Origin of the sequence: Pedobacter nototheniae, assembly GCF_004335085.1 — a bacterium.
GTDB classification, from domain to species: Bacteria; Bacteroidota; Bacteroidia; order Sphingobacteriales; family Sphingobacteriaceae; genus Pedobacter; species Pedobacter nototheniae.
Genome location: NZ_RQRS01000010.1, coordinates 139,106 through 161,918 on the forward strand (window position 1 = coordinate 139,106; position 22,813 = coordinate 161,918).

The 22,813-nt window shown below is 34.6% G+C and carries 21 protein-coding genes; 7 read left to right on the plus strand and 14 right to left on the minus strand.

The window, feature by feature from the left end:
- Nucleotides 1–13 precede the first annotated feature (13 nt).
- On the minus strand, nt 14–694 hold the full coding sequence (locus EHC72_RS10815) for a succinate dehydrogenase cytochrome b subunit (protein WP_131537706.1): 681 nt from the start codon (nt 692–694) through the stop codon (nt 14–16).
- Nucleotides 695–1,040: 346 nt separating this feature from the next.
- Between EHC72_RS10815 and EHC72_RS10820 the strand changes: the two genes are divergently transcribed.
- Nucleotides 1,041–1,859 (plus strand): DUF695 domain-containing protein, encoded by an 819-nt coding sequence (locus EHC72_RS10820; RefSeq protein WP_131537707.1) that lies wholly within the window; start codon nt 1,041–1,043, stop codon nt 1,857–1,859.
- Between the two features lie 30 nt (nt 1,860–1,889).
- Nucleotides 1,890–2,273 (plus strand): DoxX family protein, encoded by a 384-nt coding sequence (locus EHC72_RS10825; protein ID WP_131537708.1) that lies wholly within the window; start codon nt 1,890–1,892, stop codon nt 2,271–2,273.
- Between the two features lie 100 nt (nt 2,274–2,373).
- Here the strand turns inward: EHC72_RS10825 and EHC72_RS10830 are convergent, their stop codons facing one another.
- The 10 genes from EHC72_RS10830 to EHC72_RS10875 all read right to left on the minus strand — a co-directional run bounded on the left by EHC72_RS10830 (nt 2,374) and on the right by EHC72_RS10875 (nt 11,726).
- Nucleotides 2,374–2,565, minus strand: a complete 192-nt coding sequence (locus EHC72_RS10830; RefSeq protein ID WP_121952386.1) for a cold-shock protein — start codon at nt 2,563–2,565, stop codon at nt 2,374–2,376.
- A gap of 108 nt (nt 2,566–2,673) precedes the next feature.
- Nucleotides 2,674–3,297 (minus strand): tetratricopeptide repeat protein, encoded by a 624-nt coding sequence (locus EHC72_RS10835; RefSeq protein ID WP_131537709.1) that lies wholly within the window; start codon nt 3,295–3,297, stop codon nt 2,674–2,676.
- On the minus strand, nt 3,285–4,427 hold the full coding sequence (locus EHC72_RS10840; protein ID WP_131537710.1) for a tetratricopeptide repeat protein: 1,143 nt from the start codon (nt 4,425–4,427) through the stop codon (nt 3,285–3,287). Before EHC72_RS10840 ends, EHC72_RS10835 begins: the two co-directional genes overlap by 13 nt.
- Nucleotides 4,406–6,550: an urea transporter gene (locus EHC72_RS23240; RefSeq protein ID WP_131537711.1), complete on the minus strand. Its 2,145-nt coding sequence runs from the start codon at nt 6,548–6,550 to the stop codon at nt 4,406–4,408. Before EHC72_RS23240 ends, EHC72_RS10840 begins: the two co-directional genes overlap by 22 nt.
- Nucleotides 6,551–7,894, minus strand: a complete 1,344-nt coding sequence (locus tag EHC72_RS10850) for a type III PLP-dependent enzyme domain-containing protein (RefSeq protein ID WP_131537712.1) — start codon at nt 7,892–7,894, stop codon at nt 6,551–6,553.
- Between the two features lie 32 nt (nt 7,895–7,926).
- Nucleotides 7,927–8,976: an ATP-grasp domain-containing protein gene (locus EHC72_RS10855; RefSeq protein WP_131537713.1), complete on the minus strand. Its 1,050-nt coding sequence runs from the start codon at nt 8,974–8,976 to the stop codon at nt 7,927–7,929.
- A 16-nt stretch (nt 8,977–8,992) separates the two neighbouring features.
- Nucleotides 8,993–9,235, minus strand: a complete 243-nt coding sequence (locus tag EHC72_RS10860) for a PqqD family protein (RefSeq protein WP_131537714.1) — start codon at nt 9,233–9,235, stop codon at nt 8,993–8,995.
- Between the two features lie 2 nt (nt 9,236–9,237).
- Nucleotides 9,238–9,942, minus strand: coding sequence for a LytR/AlgR family response regulator transcription factor (locus EHC72_RS10865; protein WP_131537715.1), 705 nt, complete (start codon nt 9,940–9,942; stop codon nt 9,238–9,240).
- Between the two features lie 18 nt (nt 9,943–9,960).
- Nucleotides 9,961–11,145, minus strand: coding sequence for a sensor histidine kinase (locus EHC72_RS10870; RefSeq protein WP_131537716.1), 1,185 nt, complete (start codon nt 11,143–11,145; stop codon nt 9,961–9,963).
- 71 nt (nt 11,146–11,216) lie between these two features.
- Nucleotides 11,217–11,726, minus strand: a complete 510-nt coding sequence (locus tag EHC72_RS10875; RefSeq protein WP_131537717.1) for a hypothetical protein — start codon at nt 11,724–11,726, stop codon at nt 11,217–11,219.
- Nucleotides 11,727–11,942: 216 nt separating this feature from the next.
- Between EHC72_RS10875 and EHC72_RS10880 the strand changes: the two genes are divergently transcribed.
- A complete protein-coding gene (locus EHC72_RS10880) occupies nt 11,943–12,287 on the plus strand; it encodes a four-helix bundle copper-binding protein (RefSeq protein WP_131537718.1) in 345 nt (114 codons plus the stop codon).
- A 57-nt stretch (nt 12,288–12,344) separates the two neighbouring features.
- On the opposite strand, the gene EHC72_RS10885 is transcribed toward EHC72_RS10880, so the two are convergent.
- Nucleotides 12,345–13,895 carry a trypsin-like peptidase domain-containing protein gene (locus EHC72_RS10885; protein WP_131537719.1) on the minus strand — a complete coding sequence of 517 codons (1,551 nt, stop codon included), beginning with the start codon at nt 13,893–13,895 and terminating at the stop codon, nt 12,345–12,347.
- Nucleotides 13,896–14,139: 244 nt separating this feature from the next.
- On the opposite strand from EHC72_RS10885, the gene dapF reads away from it, so the two are divergent.
- The 4 genes from dapF to EHC72_RS10905 all read left to right on the plus strand — a co-directional run bounded on the left by dapF (nt 14,140) and on the right by EHC72_RS10905 (nt 21,110).
- Nucleotides 14,140–14,922 carry a diaminopimelate epimerase gene (gene dapF, locus EHC72_RS10890; RefSeq protein WP_131537720.1) on the plus strand — a complete coding sequence of 261 codons (783 nt, stop codon included), beginning with the start codon at nt 14,140–14,142 and terminating at the stop codon, nt 14,920–14,922.
- Nucleotides 14,923–15,305: 383 nt separating this feature from the next.
- On the plus strand, nt 15,306–16,475 hold the full coding sequence (locus EHC72_RS10895) for an efflux RND transporter periplasmic adaptor subunit (protein ID WP_131537721.1): 1,170 nt from the start codon (nt 15,306–15,308) through the stop codon (nt 16,473–16,475).
- 45 nt (nt 16,476–16,520) lie between these two features.
- The gene (locus EHC72_RS10900) at nt 16,521–19,697 is read left to right on the plus strand and encodes an efflux RND transporter permease subunit (protein ID WP_131537722.1); all 3,177 of its coding nucleotides are present in this window, start codon (nt 16,521–16,523) and stop codon (nt 19,695–19,697) included.
- A 12-nt stretch (nt 19,698–19,709) separates the two neighbouring features.
- Nucleotides 19,710–21,110 carry an efflux transporter outer membrane subunit gene (locus tag EHC72_RS10905; protein ID WP_131537723.1) on the plus strand — a complete coding sequence of 467 codons (1,401 nt, stop codon included), beginning with the start codon at nt 19,710–19,712 and terminating at the stop codon, nt 21,108–21,110.
- A gap of 135 nt (nt 21,111–21,245) precedes the next feature.
- On the opposite strand, the gene EHC72_RS10910 is transcribed toward EHC72_RS10905, so the two are convergent.
- Together EHC72_RS10910 and EHC72_RS10915 are read right to left on the minus strand one after the other, a co-directional pair.
- Complete coding sequence (locus tag EHC72_RS10910) at nt 21,246–22,187, minus strand: EamA family transporter (protein WP_131537724.1); 942 nt, start codon at nt 22,185–22,187, stop codon at nt 21,246–21,248.
- 10 nt (nt 22,188–22,197) lie between these two features.
- Nucleotides 22,198–22,680 carry an Lrp/AsnC family transcriptional regulator gene (locus EHC72_RS10915; RefSeq protein ID WP_170311725.1) on the minus strand — a complete coding sequence of 161 codons (483 nt, stop codon included), beginning with the start codon at nt 22,678–22,680 and terminating at the stop codon, nt 22,198–22,200.
- Nucleotides 22,681–22,813 lie beyond the last annotated feature (133 nt).

The following is a 22,813-nucleotide window of genomic DNA, read 5'->3' on the forward strand; positions in this document are numbered from 1 at the left end:
TTCGTACTAAAAATTAACTAATCCAACCAAAGTAAACTGCAATAGGCATTGCGGCAAAAAGCAGTGAAATGATAATAGAATACCAAACGCCTAACCCTTTAATTATACCGTTATATTTTGTGTGGTTCCAACCTAAGGTTTGGAAAGCTGAAGCAAAACCGTGTAATAAATGGTAACATAAAGAGATCATTGCTAAAGTGTAAAGCACAACAATTAAAGGACTTTTAAATGTTTCACGCATTACAGCATATAAATCTTCGTGTCCGTTTGCATCTACCGTAGGAATTCCTGTAAAACGAGAAACTACCCAAAAGTTAGATAAGTGAACGATTAAGAAAATTAGCAACAAAGTACCAAGTAAGCCCATTGAACGGCTATACCATTTACTATTTGCCTGACCATCGTTTACAGCATATTTAACTGGTCTTGCTTTTTGATTTTGCAACGTTAACCTTAACGCTTGAAAAATATGTGCAAGCAAACCAATAAATAACACAATTTCGCCAGCCCGGATAATCCAGTTGGTGGCCATAAAATGTGCGCCAATGTTAAAAGTTAAACCATTATCGTTAAAAAATATTAACGCATTGATAAAACAATGTACTACCAAGAAAAGTACCAGGAATAAACCTGTAATACCCATGATGAATTTCTTCCCGATTGAGGATGAAAGAGCATTTCCGAAACCACTCATTTGATTAGGATTTTAATAACTATTTTCTGCAAAAGTATCTAATTATAGCTTTAATTTATAAAGCATTATGACAAAACGGCGATAAAGTATTTATTTAGAAACATTCTAAAGCGGTTTTTAAAAAAAACAGAAGTAAATCCATTATTTATGGTTTTATTTAGATTTATTCTTCTTTCTATAGCTACTAATACATACTTACAATTTCTGTTTTAGAACTTAAATTTATAATTTAGTTTTTGGACTTTTTTATAATTGATTGATTAACAACCAAAGCTATTTTAACTAAAGTCCATTTTTTTGAATCCTGATTAAACCATCGGTAATAAATAGAAATTAAAGACAGATAATGGGAATTTTTGACAAACTTTTTGGAGATAAAAAACAACCTGAACAGGTAAAGCAAGTTCAGCCACTTCAACATATTGAAGACTGGGATACATATTTTACAAATGTAGATAACCAGTTAGGTTCTATTTTGGTTGATTTAGGTATAGCTAAAATTGCTCCAATTGCAGAAAAACCAACTTTAATTTGGATTTCAATCAAAATGAATGCCCCAAGGGAGGATGGTTTATCCTCGAACGAGGAAAGTGAAAAACTTTATGAAATTGAAGATCACCTGGCAGATCAGTTAAAAAGTAAAATGGACAGTACTTATATAGGTCGCTTAACATCTGAAGGCAATCGTGATTTATATTTCTATTTCGATAATCGCTTGTTATTTGATAAAGCCATTTCGGACGTGATGGTTAATTATCCGGATTATGAATACGATTTTGGCACAAAGGATGATTCTGAGTGGTCGGTTTATCTGGACTTTTTATTTCCTCTTCCGCAGCAATATCAGGCTATACAGAATAGAAGGGTTTTAACAAATTTAGAAAGTAATGGCGATGACCACAATAAGGCAAGAGAAGTAGACCACTACCTATATTTTAATACGGAGGATGGCAGAGAAAACTTTGTATCCTCTATCCAAAACGAATCGTTTACAGTTAGAAATAAAGATACCAAAACAGAAGGTGATCATCGTTACATGCTACATTTAACTGTTTTTGAACCAGTAGATTACGACAGTATAAACAAGCGAACGATAGGTTTATCTGAAAGTAGTGCTAATTTTAATGGTATTTATGATGGCTGGGGCTGCCCAATCGTGAAATAACTAAACAAATCTGGATTAACCTCTTCTATAATGTACAAAAAAAATAGTGCCTTATTGCTTGTGCGCATAGCCATAGCAATGGTTTTTCTTAGCCATAGCCTGCATGGAATATTAAATAATACTGTAAATACTTTCGGCGAATCGTACTTAAACACGGTTGGCTTTAAGCCTTATGGCGTGTTTCTGGCTTGGGCAATTATAGTATATGAAATCATGGCTTCTTTTCTAATTTTAATCGGGAAGTTTGTTAAATGGGTAACTCCGGGTTTAATTTTGATATTAATAGCTGGAATTATATTAGTTCATTTTAAAGAAGGTTGGTATGTTGTAGGGCCAGGCCGAAATGGAATGGAATTTAGTTGCGTACTTATCCTCCTTCTTATTGCTATTTCCTTACCACATAGAAGGCGTTAGTTTCTGTTTAAAAAAGAATTAAAAGGAAATAAAAATATCTGGCACAAAAAAAAGTCCCAATTTGCATTGGGACTTTTTACGATTTATGTGTTGAGTTTTATTAAGCTACTTTAACATTTACCGCGTTTAGGCCTTTTCTTCCTTCTTCTACGTCGTAGGTTACAGAATCATTCTCGCGAATGTTATCGATTAAGCCTGAAGCATGAACAAAAATTTCGGCATCGCCATTTGAAGGTGTGATGAATCCGAAACCTTTAGTTTCATTAAAAAATTTTACTGTTCCTTGTTGCATTGTATTCTATTTAATTTTGACAAAGATACTGTTAAATACCTATAAATCAATTTTTTATTTTTAATAGTGTATTTTATGCTAAATATATTGATTGTATGCTTGTTAGGGCTATTTTATTGCTCTATTTAATCCATCAATACTTGATGTATCCTCTGGTTTAATAAGCAAAGCTCGTTCAAAACAGGCCTTTGCTTCTCCATTTCTGCCCAAAAATAGCAATGACCATCCAAGCATATGATTTCCGTCATAATCAAAAGGATAGAGTCCTACTACTTTAGCAAAGTATTTTGAAGCCGCGGCGTATTGTTTTCGATTATAGATAATTACACCCGCCCAATAATTGGCCTGTGTATTTTGAGGATCAATTTTTAAAATATCACTGTATTGCTCTAAAACCTTAGTCCAATTACTTAACAGAGATAATGGTTTAATGAAACCGAATTTAGCTTCAACAGAATTTGGACGAATACTTACTGCCCTTGAATAATAATTTTGTGAGGCCGTATAGTTTTTCGCTAAATAATATAACCACCCCAAACGGAGATTAGTTTCATAATTATTTTCCGAATAAAAGGGCATTACATCACTAATGGCTTGAGTATAACTTTTTTTAGCTTCGTTGTTATAGCTATTTTGAAAAGCCTTTTGCATGGCGTTGCTTACCTGAGCATTTGCTTCAAACACAGATAAACTGATTAAAGTAAATAATGTAAATCGCTTTAAAAGCTCCATGTAATACCTCCGTTAATTGAGTGTTGTAAGTAGTTAAATTTAAAAATATTATCTGATTTACGCTCAAATGTATAATTCAAACCTAAAAGTAGGCGCTGTTTTAACAAAAAATAACAATTTCCTCCTAGCTTAAACTTCGTTTTATCAAAACCGTTATAGATGTAAAGCGCATCTGTTTCTGCATAATTATATTGATTACCTAAGGTTACCACACCTTCAAACCATAAATTACGAATGGGTTTAATGCCAAATAATTGCTGAAATACCATTTCCTTTTCTTCAACAACATCCATGAGGGTTAATCTGGTACTGCTGTAAAAATTAAGGTTTCCGGATATATATCTTAAAAACTTTACATTGTACTGCTTGGTTTGTTCATTTCCCAAATGGGACAAAATTACATCTCCTTGCAAATTATTATATCCTGCCGAATAATTTATGCCAAGTAAATAGGTGTTGCTTTGATAAATAGATGACCTTAAATTGGACCTCATATAATGATAAGCGCCTATAAAACTAAATTTTCTAAATGGCGAATAATTTATTTTTGCATAATAACCGGGCTGCTCAATATTATCGTTATGAATGGGTTGGTTAAAATAATCAAATGATTGTGTTAAACTCAATTTGTAAGCTAAACGCATATCAATAAAGGCTCTTGAATAGCTTGAATTTCCTCTTTCAAAAACATTTGTAAATTTTAAACCGCTTTCTATTCCAGCTGTTATGAGTTTAAAAGACTTAACTTTTATTGCTTCTACAGTTTTATTTTCCAGTCGTGATGCCAAAAAACCGGCACTATATGGCTGGTTTAAATAAACATTGCACAAGTAAGCATAATATAAACCAGTTTGATTGTAAGGATCATCATTTAAAACTCTATCATAATGGATTAAGGCGGCACTATAATTCCCTCTAACAAAAAATGCGTAAGCGAGCTTAAGTCTTAGTTCTGGAAAATCATCTCCATTTAGAATTGCATTATCGCCAAAATCAATAAGGTTTTGCCATTCGGCAGAGTTATATAGTGCAGTGGAAATACTATCAGTTTTTTGATAGCCAATCTGTGCTTTTCCAATCGTTATGAAAACAATAAAAAGCAGAGTTGTTAATCGAAGTTTGTTTCCCATTTAACTTTGATTTTATTGCTTTTAAATTGTATATCGAAACCAATAATATTACCATCAGCAATAAATATTTCGGCATTCATAATAGGTTTATGATTACTGAAAACTTCATTAACTGCGGCGGATTGAATTACGTAGCCATCATTTTTGGAAATAATAGAATTTGAATAGGTGTTTTTAATAAAAATAAGAAATGGAGCAGCTAAATCCTGAATCCATAAATTAGGCTTAAAAATTTCAGAATTTAAAGCGAAAATATCATTTATACCATGTTTAGAATAACTGATTTTGTAAGCTGCCTGATAGAAAAGAAATAAAGCAGAATTCGTATCTCCATAAAATCGGGTAAAATAAAACAGATTGTTATGGTTTACAAAATAAGCAACTGCCTGCGTTTGATGACAAAAAAAGTAGGTACAATTTAAATCATCTTTAAAAACTTCCCACGCTTCTATTTCTCCCCCATTTTTGATTACTTTAGCTACATATCCTGGCTGAAAATTGAACGCTCGCTTTAGATTAACATCAATATCTGGCGACTGAACAATTTCACCATTTTCGGGCACTTTAAAAGTCTTTAATTCATTTGTAGCCGTACTTACAAAATAGCCCATTGGATAAGCCAATGTTTTTGAGCCAATGTATGGTGTACACTGCACCTGAAAATGTAAATGAGGTTCTGGTGATCGACCTGAATTACCACAAAGCGCAATAATATCGCCTTGTTTAACATAATCGCCAACTTTAACCTTGGCAGAATCTTTTTTTAAATGCGAAACTTTAGTGTATAAATCTTCTGCGTGTTTTATTACGATGGTATTGCCCCAGTTTTGCTGAAGATTTATTTGTCCTATTGCATTATCATCTAAATGATTAACAATTTCTTGCACATAACCATCTGCCGCAGCCAAAACTGGCTTATTAAAGCAATAATAATTTTCTGGCAGCATGCCTGGCAGTTCGTAAGTTTTATTATCGAAATCTTCAATTACAAAATCTAGCGCCTGGCCCCATTCATTTTTATGTGTAATAGCACCATCGTAACCCTGCGAAACTGTCCAAGCTCCCATAAATGGTAAGCGTAAATTTAAGTACTGAAAATCTCGAAATCTTTTCTGTTGATTTAAGAACTGGTATAAATTAGTTTCTGGCGAATAATTTTGAACGGTTGTTAGCTGCAATTTTCCAGGCTTCTTTCTCAACATAAAAAAATACAATAACCCAATAGTTATCAAAGAAAATGGCAAGGAGAAAATAGGTAGATAATGAACTTCCATGAATCGGGACAATCCATTTACCAACAAAAATGTAAAAGGAATGGCTACAATTGCCCATAAATAGGAACGAAAAGATGGAATTAAGAAAAATCCGCCTATGGCACAACTAGCCATCATAAAATTGGCGCCCAGATGATAATTACTGATGCCTTCTGGATAAATTCCTGTTAACTGATTTATTAAACAAGCCGTAACAAAACCAATAAGAACCAAACTAAAGCCAATGCGTGAATGAATAAAAAAACCAATGCTTATAATTATTCCTGCAAGTACATTATTTTGAAACAGGACTGCACTTATTGACTTAAAAAAAAGCGCTAAATAATATGGTAAATTAATGTTGGCAGCAAGTTTACCAATTTGCGTGGAACCGTTTGTACTTAATTCAAATACCACATAACTGCTTTTCTGCATCATGCCCATTCCTGCGTAACCGTTAATAGCTAAAAGCACAATCCAAAAGGTAAAAACAAATGGAATTGACAGTGCTGGCAAAGAATACTTACGTAACCATGCTGTTAAATTAACGCTTAAAACTATGCAAAGTAAGCAAGCGGAAATGAGCCAAAACCAAAACGCATAATTAAAATTAAAAAAGGAACCAAAGCCAATACCAAGCAAAATTGAATTAAAACTATATATGCCCGTCTTTATTTCTTCCTTATCGAAACCTAAAATGGATACGACTAATAATGAAATAACTAAACAAATTAATCCGGCAATACCAGCCGATAAATTAAATAAAGAAACCAAAAGCAATAACGCACCAAAAATTTTATTTTGCGAGAAAAACAAAATTGCGTAGCTATTTAAAGCTGCATTAAGATAATATTGAATTTGTTTTTTCAATTATTTTAAGTGTTCTGGTAATTCTTCCATCATTTCTAAATAAGCCAAAGTTTCTGGCTTTCTAATTTGATGGCTTTGCCCCTTTTGATCTATTAAAACCACTGCTGGGCGCATGTTTATAAATTGCATCCACTGGGTCATATTGTAAGCGCCAACTTTATGCACTACCACCTGATCTCCAGGTTCAAGCAAAGGGAAATTTATACTTTCCCTTATTACATCAATATTCATACAAAGTGGTCCAAAAAGTACCGTTTCTTCGGTGTATTGTCCGCCCTCCTGAGCCACACTAATTTTATGATCGTACCAATTTGAGGTAAACAAAACATTGATACCAAAATCTAAAATAGTGGCTCTACGTCCATCACTTAATCTTTTATTGGCTATTACACTACCCAGCAAATATCCTGCATCATCAATTAAAACTCTACCACTTTCTAAAATTAGCAATGGTAATTCTTCTTGTTTAAAACCGAAATTCAAGATAGTATCAGTTATAGCTTCAGCAAAATCATCAACGGATGGTACGGTATCTACTCCAGGTAAATAAGCACCTTTTAAAGTATTTGTTGAGGGGAAACCACCACCTAAATCTATATACTGAATTGGGGTATTAATGGCCGTTTTACAACGCATTGCCAAATCGCAAAGTTTGGTTGTAGCGATAGCATAAGCATTTACCGAGAGCATAAAAGTACCTATATGGCAATGTAAACCAACAAGTTCTAACTGCTTAGCGCTTGCAATTTTCTCAATAGCCGTCCACGCTTGTCCGTTTTCATAATTAAAACCGAACCTATCCCATTTTGGATAAATTCCAGTATCAAAATTTACCCTAACGGCAACTTTAGCTTTTTTATTAATCTTTTCGCAAATGCGGATTAGTAAATAAAGTTCATCAAAATGGTCGATATGTATAAGTGAATGATTTTCTATTGCACATATTAAATCGGACTCCTTTTTATCGGGGCCATTGAAAATTATATGATTTCCTGGAACGCCGTTCCTTAAAGCCTTTTGATATTCGAAACCAGAAACCACTTCTGCCCAACTGCCTTCCTGATGGAAAATTTTGCAAACAGCATTTAAGTAATTTGTTTTATAACTCCACGCAAACTGAACTTTAGGATATCGTGTTTTAAACGAACGTACTGAAGCCTGATAATTTCGTCGGATTTGTTTTTCTGATAATACAAAAACCGGCGAACCATATTCTTTAATCAGCGTTTTAACAGAAATTCCGTCGATAGCCAATACCGGATCAAAATCAGTACGTGTACCAAACTTATTCATAAGTCCGGTATTCATTTTCTTGATGGTTGGTCGCTCGTATTTTTGTTTCATTCTTTACTTTTTAACTACTATTTGCTTAGGTTTTAAAGTTCGCCAAAGGCAGATAGTTTTTGAAATTCTTCTACATCTACAATATTATCCCAGGCATAACGGATAAACATTTTTCCACTTTTGTAACCTTGAAATTGTTCTATAGGATTGTTTAAAGCTAAATCTACAAGGGTTTTTGGTTGGTTTTGCCCTGCGGCAGCGGTTAAATAAACCCATGCTGGAAACCTAGGATTGACTTCCATAATATATAAATCGCCATTCTCCTTACGCATAATTTCCAGTTCAAAGCCTCCACGCCACTTGGTAGCTTTTGCAAATGCTTTTGCCTGTAAGATTAATTTTTCCTCTTCTATGGTAATTCCTGCCCATGCTTTTCCTTTCTCTGTAATGTAGAGTTTTCGCATAGGGATAACGCTAATAGCATTTCCTTTACCATCTCCAAGGCCGGCAATATTAATTTCTGTTCCTTTAATAAATTGCTGAATAATTATAGGCAAACCCCATTTTGCATGAATTTTATGAAATGCTTTATAAGTTTCGGCAATATTTTGCGTAATGTGCGCATCATAAAATTTGCCTTTTACCACTAGTGGAAATCCAAATTTATCTATCGCTTTGGCAATTTCAGATTCATTGAAAATCACTTCATCATCTGGTATTTTAAATTGATGTTGCGCTCCAAATTGTTTTAAATTGATTTTATCTCTTACCTCTAATTGCTTATGAGTTGGCAAAAAAGTATGAATGCCGATGGCTAATAATTCTTGCTCTATCTTTATAAAATTGAATAACTCAGCATCAAAATTTGGAATTAAAACATGAATCTTTTCTTTTTCCTGAATATATTTTATTCTATCCATTAGCACTTTTACTCCAGCCGAAGGATATGGAATTTGATAGGTTTTATCAACTTGATTATGCATATATATTGCTGGCTCAAGCGTTTCATAAGCAAGACCAATAATCTTTAATCCCTCACCAAAACCATCGCGTAAAGCCCTTATTACGGCCAAGCCGGGCCCTGGATTATCATTGGCATTTAATCCGGTTACGGCAATAGTTAAGGGTTGAGAAACGTGCATAATTTATTTTATTTGGTTAGATTTCTAAAAGATTTGCTTCTTTTAGCTGGAGCATATAATCGTCCCAATCTCTTTCGAGCTGGCAAGAACTCACCTCGTATTTATCTAATATGCGCTGCTTAATTTGAAACTCAGTTTCTGCAAGTTTCATATATGCTAAAATCTCCGCGGCAATTGGGTTGCTTGTAAAAGAATCGCCTGTGGCTGGATTAAAAATAAATCCATTTTCGCTGGTTGCTATATTTGATTTTAATTTCATGTTTAAATATTTGCCTTTTGCTGATTAATAAAATCACTGTAAGCATCGCCTATTGGCAAATCCAAATTGCTTAAATTTACCTTTCTATTATGGATAGACTTTATTTTATTTAATGCGACTATAAAGCTACGATGAATTCTTGAAAACTGGCTTGAAGGTAATTTTTCAATCACCTTTTTCATGGTCATTAAAGTTAAAATTGGTTTATCGCTATTGGCCAGATAAATTTTAAGGTAATCGCCCATGCTTTCAATATATTCAATATCCCTAAGCAAAATTTTGATCATTTTATATTCAGAATAAACGTACAAACTTTCGTCATTTGTATTTTCCTGGGTTGTTGTTTTATACTTATGAAAATCGATTGCCTTTTCTATTGCGGCCGTAAACCGAGCAAAATCTATAGGTTTTAAAAGATAATCTACGGCCTGTAATTCATAACTTTCAAAAGCATAATTGCGGTAAGCAGTGGTAAAAATAATCATCGGGCTATTTGCCAAACTTCTCACCAATTCAACACCTGTAATATCTGGCATATTTACATCCACAAAAAGTAAATCGACTGGGTTTTGCTTTAAATATTCAGCACCCGAAAGTGCATCTTCAAAAACCTGCACCAATTGCAAAGCTGGAAACCTACTTACATAAGTTTTAATAAGCTCCAACGCCAGTGGTTCATCATCAATAGCTACACATTTTAAAGCCATAGTTATTATACTTTAGGATTAGCAATTTACACATAAATTAACCGAGAACATGCCTTCGTTACTACTAACGGTTAAGTTGTAACGCGATGGGTAAAGGTGCTCAAGGCGTTGCCTGGTATTTACAATTCCAATACCGGTACGTTCTAAATTAGATTTATGTGTGTATATTTTATTATTGCAAGAGAAGGTAATTTTTTCGGCTTCAATGCTAAGATTAATATTTATGATTGTTTTCTCTTTTTTTGTTACCCCATATTTAAAAGCATTTTCTATAAATGTCATAAAAATTAAAGGTGCTATTTTTTGTCCTTCAGGTTTTCCCTGCACGTTAAAATTAATTTCCGCATTGGCGGCTAATCTTAATCTCTGTAGTTCTATATAATCGCGTACGCAATCAATTTCGTCCTGCAGCATTACAAAATCTTGCGTAACATCATCGGTAACATAGCGCATAATGTTTGATAGTTTCATAATACTTTCTGAAGTATGTTTGCTATTAATTACGGATTGAGTATAAATATTATTTAAGGTATTAAAGAGGAAATGTGGATTAATTTGAGCCTTAAGAAATGATAATTCGGCGGTTGCTTTTTCGGCTTCGGCTTTAACTACTTTCTGTTCGGTATTTTGCCAGCGCTGCACCGTACTTGTAGATAAACTGATTCCAATTATCATAACAAAAATAAACAAGCTAATAATGTCTATATTATCTGATTGATGCAAATCCATAATACCCTTTTGCCTTTTTAGGTAAGGATCCTGCATTCTTAAATCTTGATTTGGCAACGGTCCAAAAGGCATTCGGGCACCCGGTCCTATTGTATCTTTCCCTAATTGTAGGGATTGATTTAAGCCTTTAGGTTTTGTATCCTGAAAACCTTTTAAGGATGCTAATACATTTTTATTATGCCCTAACAAATTATCATAGGGCTGTGCGTAATAAACAAATCCGAATAATAAAAGAAACGAAATAGCGTAAATAAAATATCGTTTTTTAAATACCAATTTTGGTACTAAAAAAAGTGCATTTAAGTAAAAGATTAGAATATATGTTAAGCAAAAAAGCCAGTAATATGGCGATGCCAGCAATAAAAAACTACTCTGCCCCGATTGTTCGTTATTGATAAACAAAAGCGGAAAAGTTAAAAATAAAAGCCAACCTGCTACATGAATAAAAAAGGTTGGGGTTTTAAATTGCTGCATTTTACAAATTAGTGATTTTTCAGGTTATAGTCAGCGCCGCTAAATACAACAGTTATTTCAATTAGCTTTAATTAATGATAAACCAATTCATTTACCTTTTCGTAGTTAACAATTAAATCGGAATTTATTTTAACCATAAAAGTTTCATTAATTTTCCTTTCGGCATCATAACTCACAATTAATAAATCGCCAATAATTTCGTGCAAAATAAGTTTAGGACTAACATAGGTTATCGAAACCACATGGCCTGCTTTGTTTAGTAAATCGGAGGCATAAATATGAAGTTCTGCCAAATCAAATAACAAAGGGCGATTATCGGTATCCTTTAAAATTGGCATCTCATTTTCCAAACCTTCTATTGTATTCATTACCGCATAATTAAGTTTCTGATGCAAGGAATTTGCCCTTTCATTGGCGGCACACATTTGGCTAAATGTATGTAAGCTTTGCCCCAAACTATATGCCTTAGATTTTTTTTGAAATTCTTTATAACTATCGTGATAAATTCTTCTTTCAAAATCTGTTTTACACATAAAATTGAAATATTGTTTAGAGCTAAGGTTGATGTGAGCTAAAGCCATAAGATTTGGTTTTTGTTGCTGATTCAAATATGGAACAATTAAAAAAGGATCTGATAAAGTATCGGTAAACACTGATTATCAATCGGTAAATAACGAAACTAAATCTTCAATATGAAAATTTTATGAACATGGTAAAATCTATAGATGTTATTTTTTAAAAACAGTTTAAAATGGTGTGTGTTAAATAATTTAACAAAACACTTATACCAAATTGATATGGAACAACGAAATAATCAAGCATTGATTCAAACACTATTGGATTGTGCCCTGGCATGTGAGTATTGTGCTTCATCATGCCTTGAAGAAGAACATGTTAAAATGATGACCAGTTGCATAAAGTTAGATCGCGATTGCGCTGATATTTGTTTACAAGGAGCTCGTTTATTGCAAAGAAACTCTGTAATTGCCTATCAATATTTATTATTGTGTGAAGAGATTTGCCGTTTATGTGCTGAAGAATGTGGCAAACATGACCATAAACATTGTAAAGCTTGCGCTGAGGCTTGCATAAAATGTGCAGATGCTTGTCACAAAAACCATGAAGCAATTCACCAGAATTAAAAAATTAAAGTAAAAAAAATGCCCCCAAAAATTGGGGGCATTTTTTTTGTTTCAATGTTATTGCTGTTGCGCAGGGAAACTGAAATTAAATGTTCCTTCTGGGCTCACACCAGACATATAAATCATGTTGTTTCTGGTTTGAGGCAAAGCTTTTTGAACATCAGCTACGCTGTTTACCGCCTGACCATTAACTTTAGTAATAATTAAGCCTTTTTCAACGCCAATATTATCAAAAGCCTTTCCAGTAGTAACAGATGTTACAACAACACCATTATTAATACCGTATTTAGTTTTTTGCGCAGCTGTTGCTGGAGCAAAACTTGCACCCAATTTACTTACCTCAACAGTTTTTGGTGCATTATTAGCTAAAACACCTGCATTTGGTTCGCCCTTTAAGGTTACTGTATAATCTTTTAAAGATCCATCTCTTAAAATAGATAATTTAACTTTATCTCCAGGATTTAATCTTCCGATTTTTTCTTGCAAATCTGGTGAATCATAAATTACATTACCATCAACTTTTTTAATAATATCACCGGCTTTAATACCTGCAGCCGCTGCACCACCATCCTTTACAACATCATTAACATAAAGACCATTTATTTCGCTAGTTTTTATTTCAGATGGATTATCTGCGCTTAAAGGCACAAAGTTCACACCAATATAACCTCTTTTTACAGAGCCATATTTCATAAAATCATCAACTACTTTTCTTGCCAAGTTAATTGGAATAGCAAAACCATAACCTTGGTTATAACCACTTTGAGAAGCAATTGCAGAGTTAATACCAATTAATTCGCCACTTGCATTTACCAATGCACCACCGCTGTTTCCTGGGTTAATTGCAGCATCTGTTTGGATAAAGGATTCGATACTCGTATTTGCAGGGCGATCTGGTCTTTTACCTGTACGCTGATATTCTCTATATTCTTCTTCTGTAATTTCGTTACCTTGTTGTTCTCTACCAATAATACCGATACTACGATTTTTTGCACTCACAATACCTGCGGTTACAGTGGTATTTAAATCCAATGGAAAACCTACCGCTAAAACCCACTCTCCAACCTGAACATTATCAGAGTTTCCCATTTTTACAACTGGCAAACCTGTTGCATTAACTTTAATTAAGGCTAAATCTGTGTTTGGATCACGCCCGATAACCTTAGCTTCAACTTTACGTCTATCCGTAAGCACTACTTCAACTTTCTCTGCATTTTCTACTACGTGGTTATTGGTAATAATGTATCCATCCTGACTGATAATTACGCCAGAACCTGATGCTGCAGATGGTTGACGTTGCATTTGACGACCACCGCCGCCAAAGAAATCATCAAACATATCAAACGGTGAAGACTGCGATTTTCCTTTACCACTTGCTGCATAAGTTGTTTTTATATGCACTACACCGGGTGCTACCGCGGCAGATGCTTGTACGAAATCAACCTCGCCTGATGAGGAAACTTTAAGTGGATTATTGGCAAAGTATAATTGTTGTTTTTCAGAAATTGTACTGCCCGCCTGGTTACGCTCAAAGAGCTTGTAACCACCTATTGCAGCTGCACCACCTATAAATGCAGCTAAAACTGTGATTCCTAGTATTTTTTTCATGTGTTAATTTTTTTTATTTAGTATTGTTGCAAGAGCATCAGTTTATTCTTGTTTAAGCAGATACGCTCAAGCATTATTATCTGCTTAAAATTTTTCTTTCGTAAGTTTATTCAAATTTAATACCATATAAACGATATTTGCATATTAAAAGCATTAGTTCTGTGTTAAAAAATGTTAAATGAAAAAACAATATTAATTCAGATGTTTTTGCTACTCAAATATTAAGTTAAAAAATGAAGCTTTCATGAAAATTAATTTTTATAAATATCAAGGTGCTGGTAACGATTTTATTTTAATCGATCATAGAACAAATTCTGTTGAAAATATCGATTACGATCTTGTTTCTCAGCTTTGCCACCGTCGTTTTGGTATTGGAGCTGATGGGTTGATGTTTTTGCAAAACCATAAGGATTACGATTTTGAAATGCTTTATTTCAATGCTGATGGTAAACCGGGTAGCATGTGCGGCAACGGAGGAAGATGTATTGTTGCATTTGCCAAACATCTGGGTATCATCAACAAAGAGACTGACTTCTTGGCTGTTGACGGCCCTCATTATGCCAGAATTTCAGAAAACGGTGAATGGGTTGATCTGCAAATGATAGATGTAAATACCATTAATAATGATGGTGATGCTTTTGTGTTGAATACTGGTTCTCCTCATTATGTTGCTCTGCAAGAAAATTTGAAGGATTTTGATGTTTTCCACGAAGGAAAAAATATTCGTTATAACGATACTTATAAAACTGAAGGAATTAATGTAAACTTTGTTGAAGATAAAGGCGATCACTTATTTGTTCGTACTTATGAGCGTGGAGTTGAAGATGAAACTTATGCCTGCGGAACGGGTGTTACTGCTGTAGCTATGGCGATGGCAAAACATAAAAATCAAACGGGGCACATTAAAACCGATATTAAGGTTTTGGGCGGCGATATTAAAGTGGAGTTTGATTACGATGGAACTACATTTACAAATGTATTTTTATGTGGCCCGGCCAAATTGGTTTTTGAAGGTGAAGTTGAGTGATAAAATCTAACTATTAGTTATTTTTCATCAGCATAATGAATGCTAAATAGCACATATAAACTCTACAGTTTAAATCCAATTATTAGGACAATCACTCTCTTCAAAAGGGCCTTTTAACAAGCCCTTAACATCTGTCGCAATTTATTTACACATTAAAATCGACCAAATAAAAATATTTAAATTACTAAAAATCAGTATATTTAAGTTGAAATAAGCTGTTTTTAATCAAAAAATAAATCAATCGATTGATTAAATGACAGAACTTCGACAGATTTATATTTTTTCAGGCTTTATTTTTGGGCAGTTATTGCGAAAATTCAAAACCTTATTTTGGAAAGGCAATTAACTTCCGGAAATTAAAATTTAAACACACAGAAACATCCATGAGAAAAGTAACAACTCTCTTTTTTAGCATAAGCATTGGTATGCTTTTGGCATCATGTGGAAATAATGATGCTGCGAAAAAAGCGGCTGCCGCAGCTGCTGCTGGGCCCCAAGCCTATCCTGTATTTGCCGTTAACGAACAATCCACAACACTTGATTCTGATTATCCCGCAACAATTGAGGGTATTCAAAATATAGATATCCGCCCGAAGGTAGATGGCTTTATTGAAAAAATATTTGTTGATGAGGGTGCTGTTGTTAAAAAAGGCCAGTTACTTTTTACCATCAATGCACCTCAATATCAGCAAGAGGTAAGAACAGCAAGTGCCGCAATTAGTAGTGCTGAAGCTGATGTAAATGCAGCTCAATTGCAGGTAAATAAAACAAAACCCCTTGTTGATAAAGATATTATTAGTAAATATGAGCTTGATGCAGCCCAGTTAACTTTGCAAAGCAAAAAAGCTGCATTAGCACAAGCCAGAGCATCTTTAGCAAATGCAAAAGTTAATTTAGGTTATACAACAATTACAAGTCCGGTGGATGGTGTGGTTGGGAGTTTGCCATTTAAAACAGGAAGTTTAGTAAGCAGTAGTAGCACGCAGCCGCTTACTACGGTATCAAACACATCCAAAGTTTATGCTTACTTCTCATTAAACGAGAAAGATTTATTAGATTTTTCTAAAGTTTACAAAGGTGCAACGCTTGCACAACAAATGAAAAATATTCCGCCAGTTAGCTTAGTGCTTGCAGATGGAACTATATATGCAGAAAATGGTCGCATAGAATCTATTAACGGTCAAATTAACACCAATACTGGTTCTGCAAGTTTAAGGGCTACTTTTCCAAATCCAATCTCTTTATTAAAAAGTGGGGCCAGTGCTTCGGTAAGAATTCCACGTCATGTTGAAAACGCAATTCTGATTCCACAAAAATCAACAATTGATTTACAAGGTAAAAAGTTTGTATACATTTTGGGCGATTCTGCTAAAGTTGTAAATACAGAAATTCAAATTATGAATTTAGCCAAAGGGAATTTCTACGTAGTTACCAAGGGCCTTAAAGTTGGTGATAAAGTTGTTTTGGAAGGTTTCCAAACTTTAAAAGATGGCACCAAAATTAAGCCTGAAGAAAAGAGTGCCGATTCAGTTTATGCTGATATAAAAAAATAACATTTAAATACCTACCGGTTTTTTGACCGGACGAAATTTGCATATATGTTTAAGAAATTTATAGAGAGGCCGGTTTTATCAACGGTTATATCCATCATCATCGTAATACTCGGTGTGTTAGGTTTAGCTACATTACCGGTTTCGCAATACCCTGAAATTGCACCTCCAACAGTTCAGGTATCAACCTCATACCAAGGTGCCAACGCAGATGTAGTAATGAGTAGCGTTGTTGTTCCGCTCGAAGAACAAATTAATGGTGTAGAAGACATGACTTACATGACATCTACAGCTAGTAACGATGGTACTGCAACCATTACTGTAAATTTTAAATTGGGAACAAATCCCGATTTAGCTGCAGTAAACGTACAAAATAGGGTAGCAAGGGCAACAAGCTTACTTCCTGCAGAGGTTACAAAATCCGGTGTTATTACCGCTAAAAGACAGGCCAGTAACGTACTTATCTTCGGTATTTATAGTGATGATCCTTCTTATGATCAGAAATTTTTACAGAATTACGCCAACATTAATATCATCCCTCAAATTAAACGTATTAATGGTGTAGGTGATGCAAGTGCTTTCGGTACTTTGGATTACACCATGCGTATTTGGTTAAAACCAGATGTAATGGCTACTTACGGTTTAGTACCGAATGATGTAAGTGTTGCGTTGGCTGAACAAAACGTTGAGGCTGCGCCTGGTCAATTTGGTGAGCAAGGGAAACAAGCTTTTCAGTATACGTTAAAATATACTGGTCGTTTAAAAGATGAGGCTGAGTTTAGCAACATTATTATCAGAAGTGATGCAAACGGACAAGTTCTTCGTTTAAAAGATGTAGCCAGAATTGAGCTTGGTGCACAAAGTTATGCAAGTTCTGTTATGTTTAATGGTAAGCCTGCATTGGGTATTGCAATTAACCAAACCGCTGGATCTAACGCTAAGGAAGTAATCGAAAACTCTATTAAAACCTTGGATGAAGCTTCAAAAACTTTCCCAAAAGGTGTACACTATACTGCGTTGGTTAACGTTAACGATTTCCTTGATGCATCAATTGAAAAGGTGATCCACACCTTAATTGAAGCATTTATTTTGGTTTTCTTGGTTGTATTTATTTTCCTTCAAGATTTCCGTTCTACATTAATTCCTGCCATCAGTGTACCGGTGGCAATTATTGGTACTTTCTTCTTTTTAAGTTTATTTGGTTTTACCATTAACTTATTAACGTTGTTTGCCCTCGTCCTCGCCATTGGTATTGTGGTGGATGATGCTATTGTGGTGGTAGAGGCGGTCCACGCCAAACTCGATCACGGTTATAAGGATGCTAAAAAAGCAACGATAGATGCCATGGACGATATTAGTGGTGCCATTATTTCAATCACCTTGGTTATGGCAGCCGTGTTTATTCCAGTAAGTTTTATCTCAGGATCTTCTGGAGTATTTTACAAACAATTCGGCTTAACACTAGCCATCTCTATTATTTTATCAGCAATTAACGCCCTAACTTTAAGTCCGGCTTTATGTGCCTTGTTCTTAAAACCCCACAAGGAAGAGCATGAAGTTTCGAAAAGTTTCTTACAACGTTTTTACACCGCATTTAATACATCATTTGATGCTGTTACTGGTAAATATAAAAAATCAGTGGGTTTCTTATCCCGTAAAAAATGGCTGGTTGGTTTAGGCATTGCTTTCTTTACAGTTGTTTTAGTTTGGACAATGAATACCACTCCAAAAGGTTTTGTTCCGAATGAGGATTTAGGTACCATCATGTCTGATATTTCATTGCCACCATCAACTTCTCAGGAAGCAACCAATGTGGTTATTGCAAAAATCGACAGTATTGCACACTCTATTCCAGAGATTAAAAACTCTTTAAGGGTAGTGGGTAGAAGTATGATTAGTGGTTCTGGTAGTTCTTATGGTATGGTAATCGCGAGGTTGGCACCATGGGATGAACGTAAGCGTGATGTTAAAGCCATAATTGGAGAATTATTTGCTAAAACAGCAGGTATTAAAGGGGCAAAAATTATTTTCTTTGCTCCACCAACAATTCAAGGTTTTGGTACCAGTGGTGGTTTCGAATTTCAATTACAGGATAAAACTGGTGGTGATATTAAAAAATTTAATGATGTTGGTAATGCCTTTTTGGCGGCATTAAGTAAACGTCCTGAAATACAATATGCATCAACATCATTTAACCCAAATTTTCCTCAATATCAAATTGATGTAAATGTTGCTAAAGTAAAACAAGCAGGTTTAACTGTAAGTGATGTTTTAGGTGTACTACAAGGTTATTATGGTGGTGTTTACGCTTCAAACTTCAATAAATATGGTAAACAATTTAGGGTTATGTACCAGGCAGATGCTCAGTATCGTGCCAACCAACAAAGTTTAACCAGAATATATGTAAGGAACTCTAGCGGAACAATGGCTCCAATTTCTGAATTTATCAATTTGGAAAAAGTTTATGGTCCACAAGCAATTTCACGTTTCAACTTATTTACCTCAATTGCGGTAACAGGTAATCCAAATGCTGGTTACAGTTCTGGTGATGCTTTGAAAGCTGTACAAGAGGAAGCTGCAATTCATTTACCAACAGGTTATGGATACGAATTCTCAGGTTTATCACGTGAGGAAATGAGCAGTGGTAGTCAAACCATATTCATCTTTTTACTGTGCGTAATCTTCGTTTACTTTTTACTTTGTGCACAATACGAAAGTTATATTTTACCACTTGCAGTATTAATTTCTCTACCAATAGGTTTAGCTGGTGTATTCGTTTTTGATAAAATATTTGGAGTAGATAATAACATTTATACTCAAATTACATTGATTATGCTTGTTGGTTTGCTCGCCAAAAACGCGATTCTGATTGTAGAATACGCAGTTGATAGGAGAAGAAAAGGAATGAGTATTGTTAATGCCGCTATTGATGGTGCAACAGCTCGTTTACGTCCCATTTTAATGACATCCTTCGCCTTTATTTTAGGCTTATTACCATTAATGTTATCAACAGGTGTTGGTGCTTCAGGAAATAAATCAATTGGTACGGGTGCTGTTGGTGGTATGTTAATTGGTACTATATTCGGAGTATTTGTAATTCCTGCGTTGTTTATTATTTTCCAAACGCTGCAAGAAAAAGTTAGCAATAAATCTCCTTTTGATGAGGGTATTGAGCGTGAGCAAACAGCAGAAGAGTATGAGTTAGCGGTTAACCGTCAACATTAATTTTTTAAGAACATGACATTCAGATATAAGCAATCATTATTAATCGGTTTTACCATACTTACCTTAAGTGCCTGCGTAACTCAAAAATACAATCGCCCTCAGGTAAAAAGCGAAAACCTTTATCGTGATCAAAACACTACGGATACGGCAACTATCGCTAATTTGCAATGGAAAAGCTTATTTAGCGATACCACACTTCAATCGTTAATACAACAGGGGATAGATGAAAATTTAGACCTTAAGCAAGCTATTGAGCGAATTAAAATTGCAGAAGCAACCTTACAACAAAGTCGTGCAGCACTTTTACCAAGCTTACAAGGCGATTTATCTGTAACGGATGCTAAACAATCCAAAGCGGCATTAAACTTTCCGGCAGGTGTAAACATTGATTTAGAAACCCAAACTTATAAAGCACAACTAAGCACCAGTTGGGAAGCCGACATTTGGGGAAAATTAAGCAGCGCAAAACGCGGTGCTTACGCTACTTTATTACAAAGTGATGCGGCAAAAAGAGCTGTACAAACTCAATTAATTGCAAACATTGCCAATAACTATTACAGCCTTTTGGCTTTAGATAAACAATTAGCAATTACAGAGCAAACAATCAAAATCAGACAAACTGATGTAGAAACTATGAAGGCCTTAAAAGAAGGCGCAATAGTTAACGGTGCTGCAGTTGTACAAAGTGAAGCTAATTTATATGCTGCACAAGTAACACTACCTGATTTAAAGAGAAGCATTAAGGAAACCGAGAATGCTTTGAGTATTTTATTGGCTAGAGGCCCGGGAAGCATCAATCGTACTTCACTGGATCAGCAAGTACCGTTTACCAATTTACAAACAGGTGTATCCGCACAATTGTTGCAAAACCGCCCTGATGTAATTGCTGCCGAGTTAGGTTTTAGGGCTGCATTTGAAAATACAAACGTTGCAAAAACCTATTTTTATCCTGCTTTAACTTTAACAGCAAGCGGTGGTTTATCTAGTTTACAGTTAAAAGATTTCTTTAGCAATTCTGTTTTTTACAATTTAGTGGGTGGTTTAACGCAGCCAATTTTTGCTAAAGGACAAAATAAAGCACGATTAAAAACTGCGCAAGCACAACAACAACAAGCTTTTTATACTTTTCAACAAACACTTTTAACTGGAGGCCAGGAAGTATCAAATGCTTTATATGCTTATCAAACAGCAGATGAAAAGGAAGTTACCAGAACAAAGCAGGTAGCATCTTTAACTAAAGCAGTAGATTTTACAAAAGAATTATTACGTTATAGTTCATCAACAAATTATACTGATGTTTTAACTTCTGAACAAAGTTTATTAACCGCTCAATTAAGCAGCATTAATGATCGCTTACAGAAATTACAATCTATCGTGAATTTATACCGTGCACTGGGCGGTGGTTGGAAATAAGTAATAACAACCTTAAACAATAAAGGCATCTTGGTAATCAGGATGCCTTTATTGTTTTTAAATATATGATCGCCAACTCAACTTACTACTTTCAACATTTTTCGTTGTAAATAAATAAGTCTTTCCTTCTATTCATCACAAAGTTTTGGGCTGTTTCGCTTTGCGATATTTAGAAAAGTTAATAAGTAAAACACTTGCTAAAATTACAAATAAGCCCCCGGCTTGCAACCAAGAAATTTCTTCGTTGGCAATTAATACCCCCAATAATAATGCAATAACCGGATTAACATATGCATAGGTGCTTACTTGGGTGGCAGTTTTAACTTTAAGTAACCATACATAAGCGCTGAAAGCAACAATAGAACCAAAAATAATTAGGTAAATCATAGAGTACCAAGCTTCGGCTGGAACAGCGGAAATATTAAAATGCGCTGGCTCTTTAGCAATTAAACTTACAGGAATAAATGCAATACCTGCAATTAACATTTGCCAAGTTGTATTTACCGTTGCCGAGTTTCCACTGGCTTTGTACTTGGAATAAAGTGAACCGCCAGCCCACATTACCGAACCTAAAATAACAACGCCCATTGCGGGAAGATTTTCTGCACTCCCTCCATTTAATGAGTGTGAAAATTGCTCGCCAAAAAGAAGAAGAACACCCAAAAAGCCAATAATTAACCCCACAATTGTTGGAGTGCTTTTAAAATTAACTTTCCAATGCGAAACATCCAGCAAAACAAACCAAACTGGTGCAGCGGATACTAAAATTGCTGCAACCGCACTTGGTACCATTTGTTCTGCCCAAATTAAACTTCCGTTAGCTCCAAACAAAATCATTAAACCACTAATACCAGATTGCTTAATATCCTTAATTACCCAAATTTTTTCGCCCTTAATTAAGCACCATACCATCATAATTAATCCGGCGATAGTAAAACGTACAGCGCCAAGCAAAAATGGTGGGATGCTGTGCACTGCAATACGAATAAAGAAATATGTAGAGCCCCATACAATATAAACTAATGCAAAGGCAATTATTACCTTTAATGTTGATGGTTTTTGAGATATAGATGTCATTTTGGTCGAATTATTTTTCGGGGATAACCAGTTGTTGTTGTTCTTTTACGGTTTCCAAAACAATAGTTGTTCTAGTACTTAACATGTTTGGAATTTTACTGAAATGTGTACGCATAATCTCCATAAGGGATGCTGAATCATACGTTCGGATTTTAACCAGATAACAATCATCACCGGCAATATGATGCACTTCTTGCACCTGAGGAATGGCAGTTAAACCTTCTGTAATTTTTAAATCGCCACCAGGACCAGCATTAAACTTTATAAAAATAAAGGCCAATAACTTTTGCCCCAGTGCAGCGGGATTAATCCGAGTAGTAAATTGTTGGATTACATTTTTTTGTTCCAGCTTTTTCACACGTTCCAATATGCCAGAAGGCGCCATGCCAAGTTCTCGGGCTAAATCTGCATTCGAAATACGTGCATTATCCTGTAAAAGCGATAATATCTGTAAATCTATTTTGTCCAAAGAAAATTCATTTCCTAAAATCATTCTGCAATATAACAACAAAACAGAATAATATTCAAAATAAAATAAAAATAAATGAATAATCAACAAAATAGAGACTATATACAAGGCATTCTATACATAATATTAAAAAAACAAAGCATACAGAAACCTATCT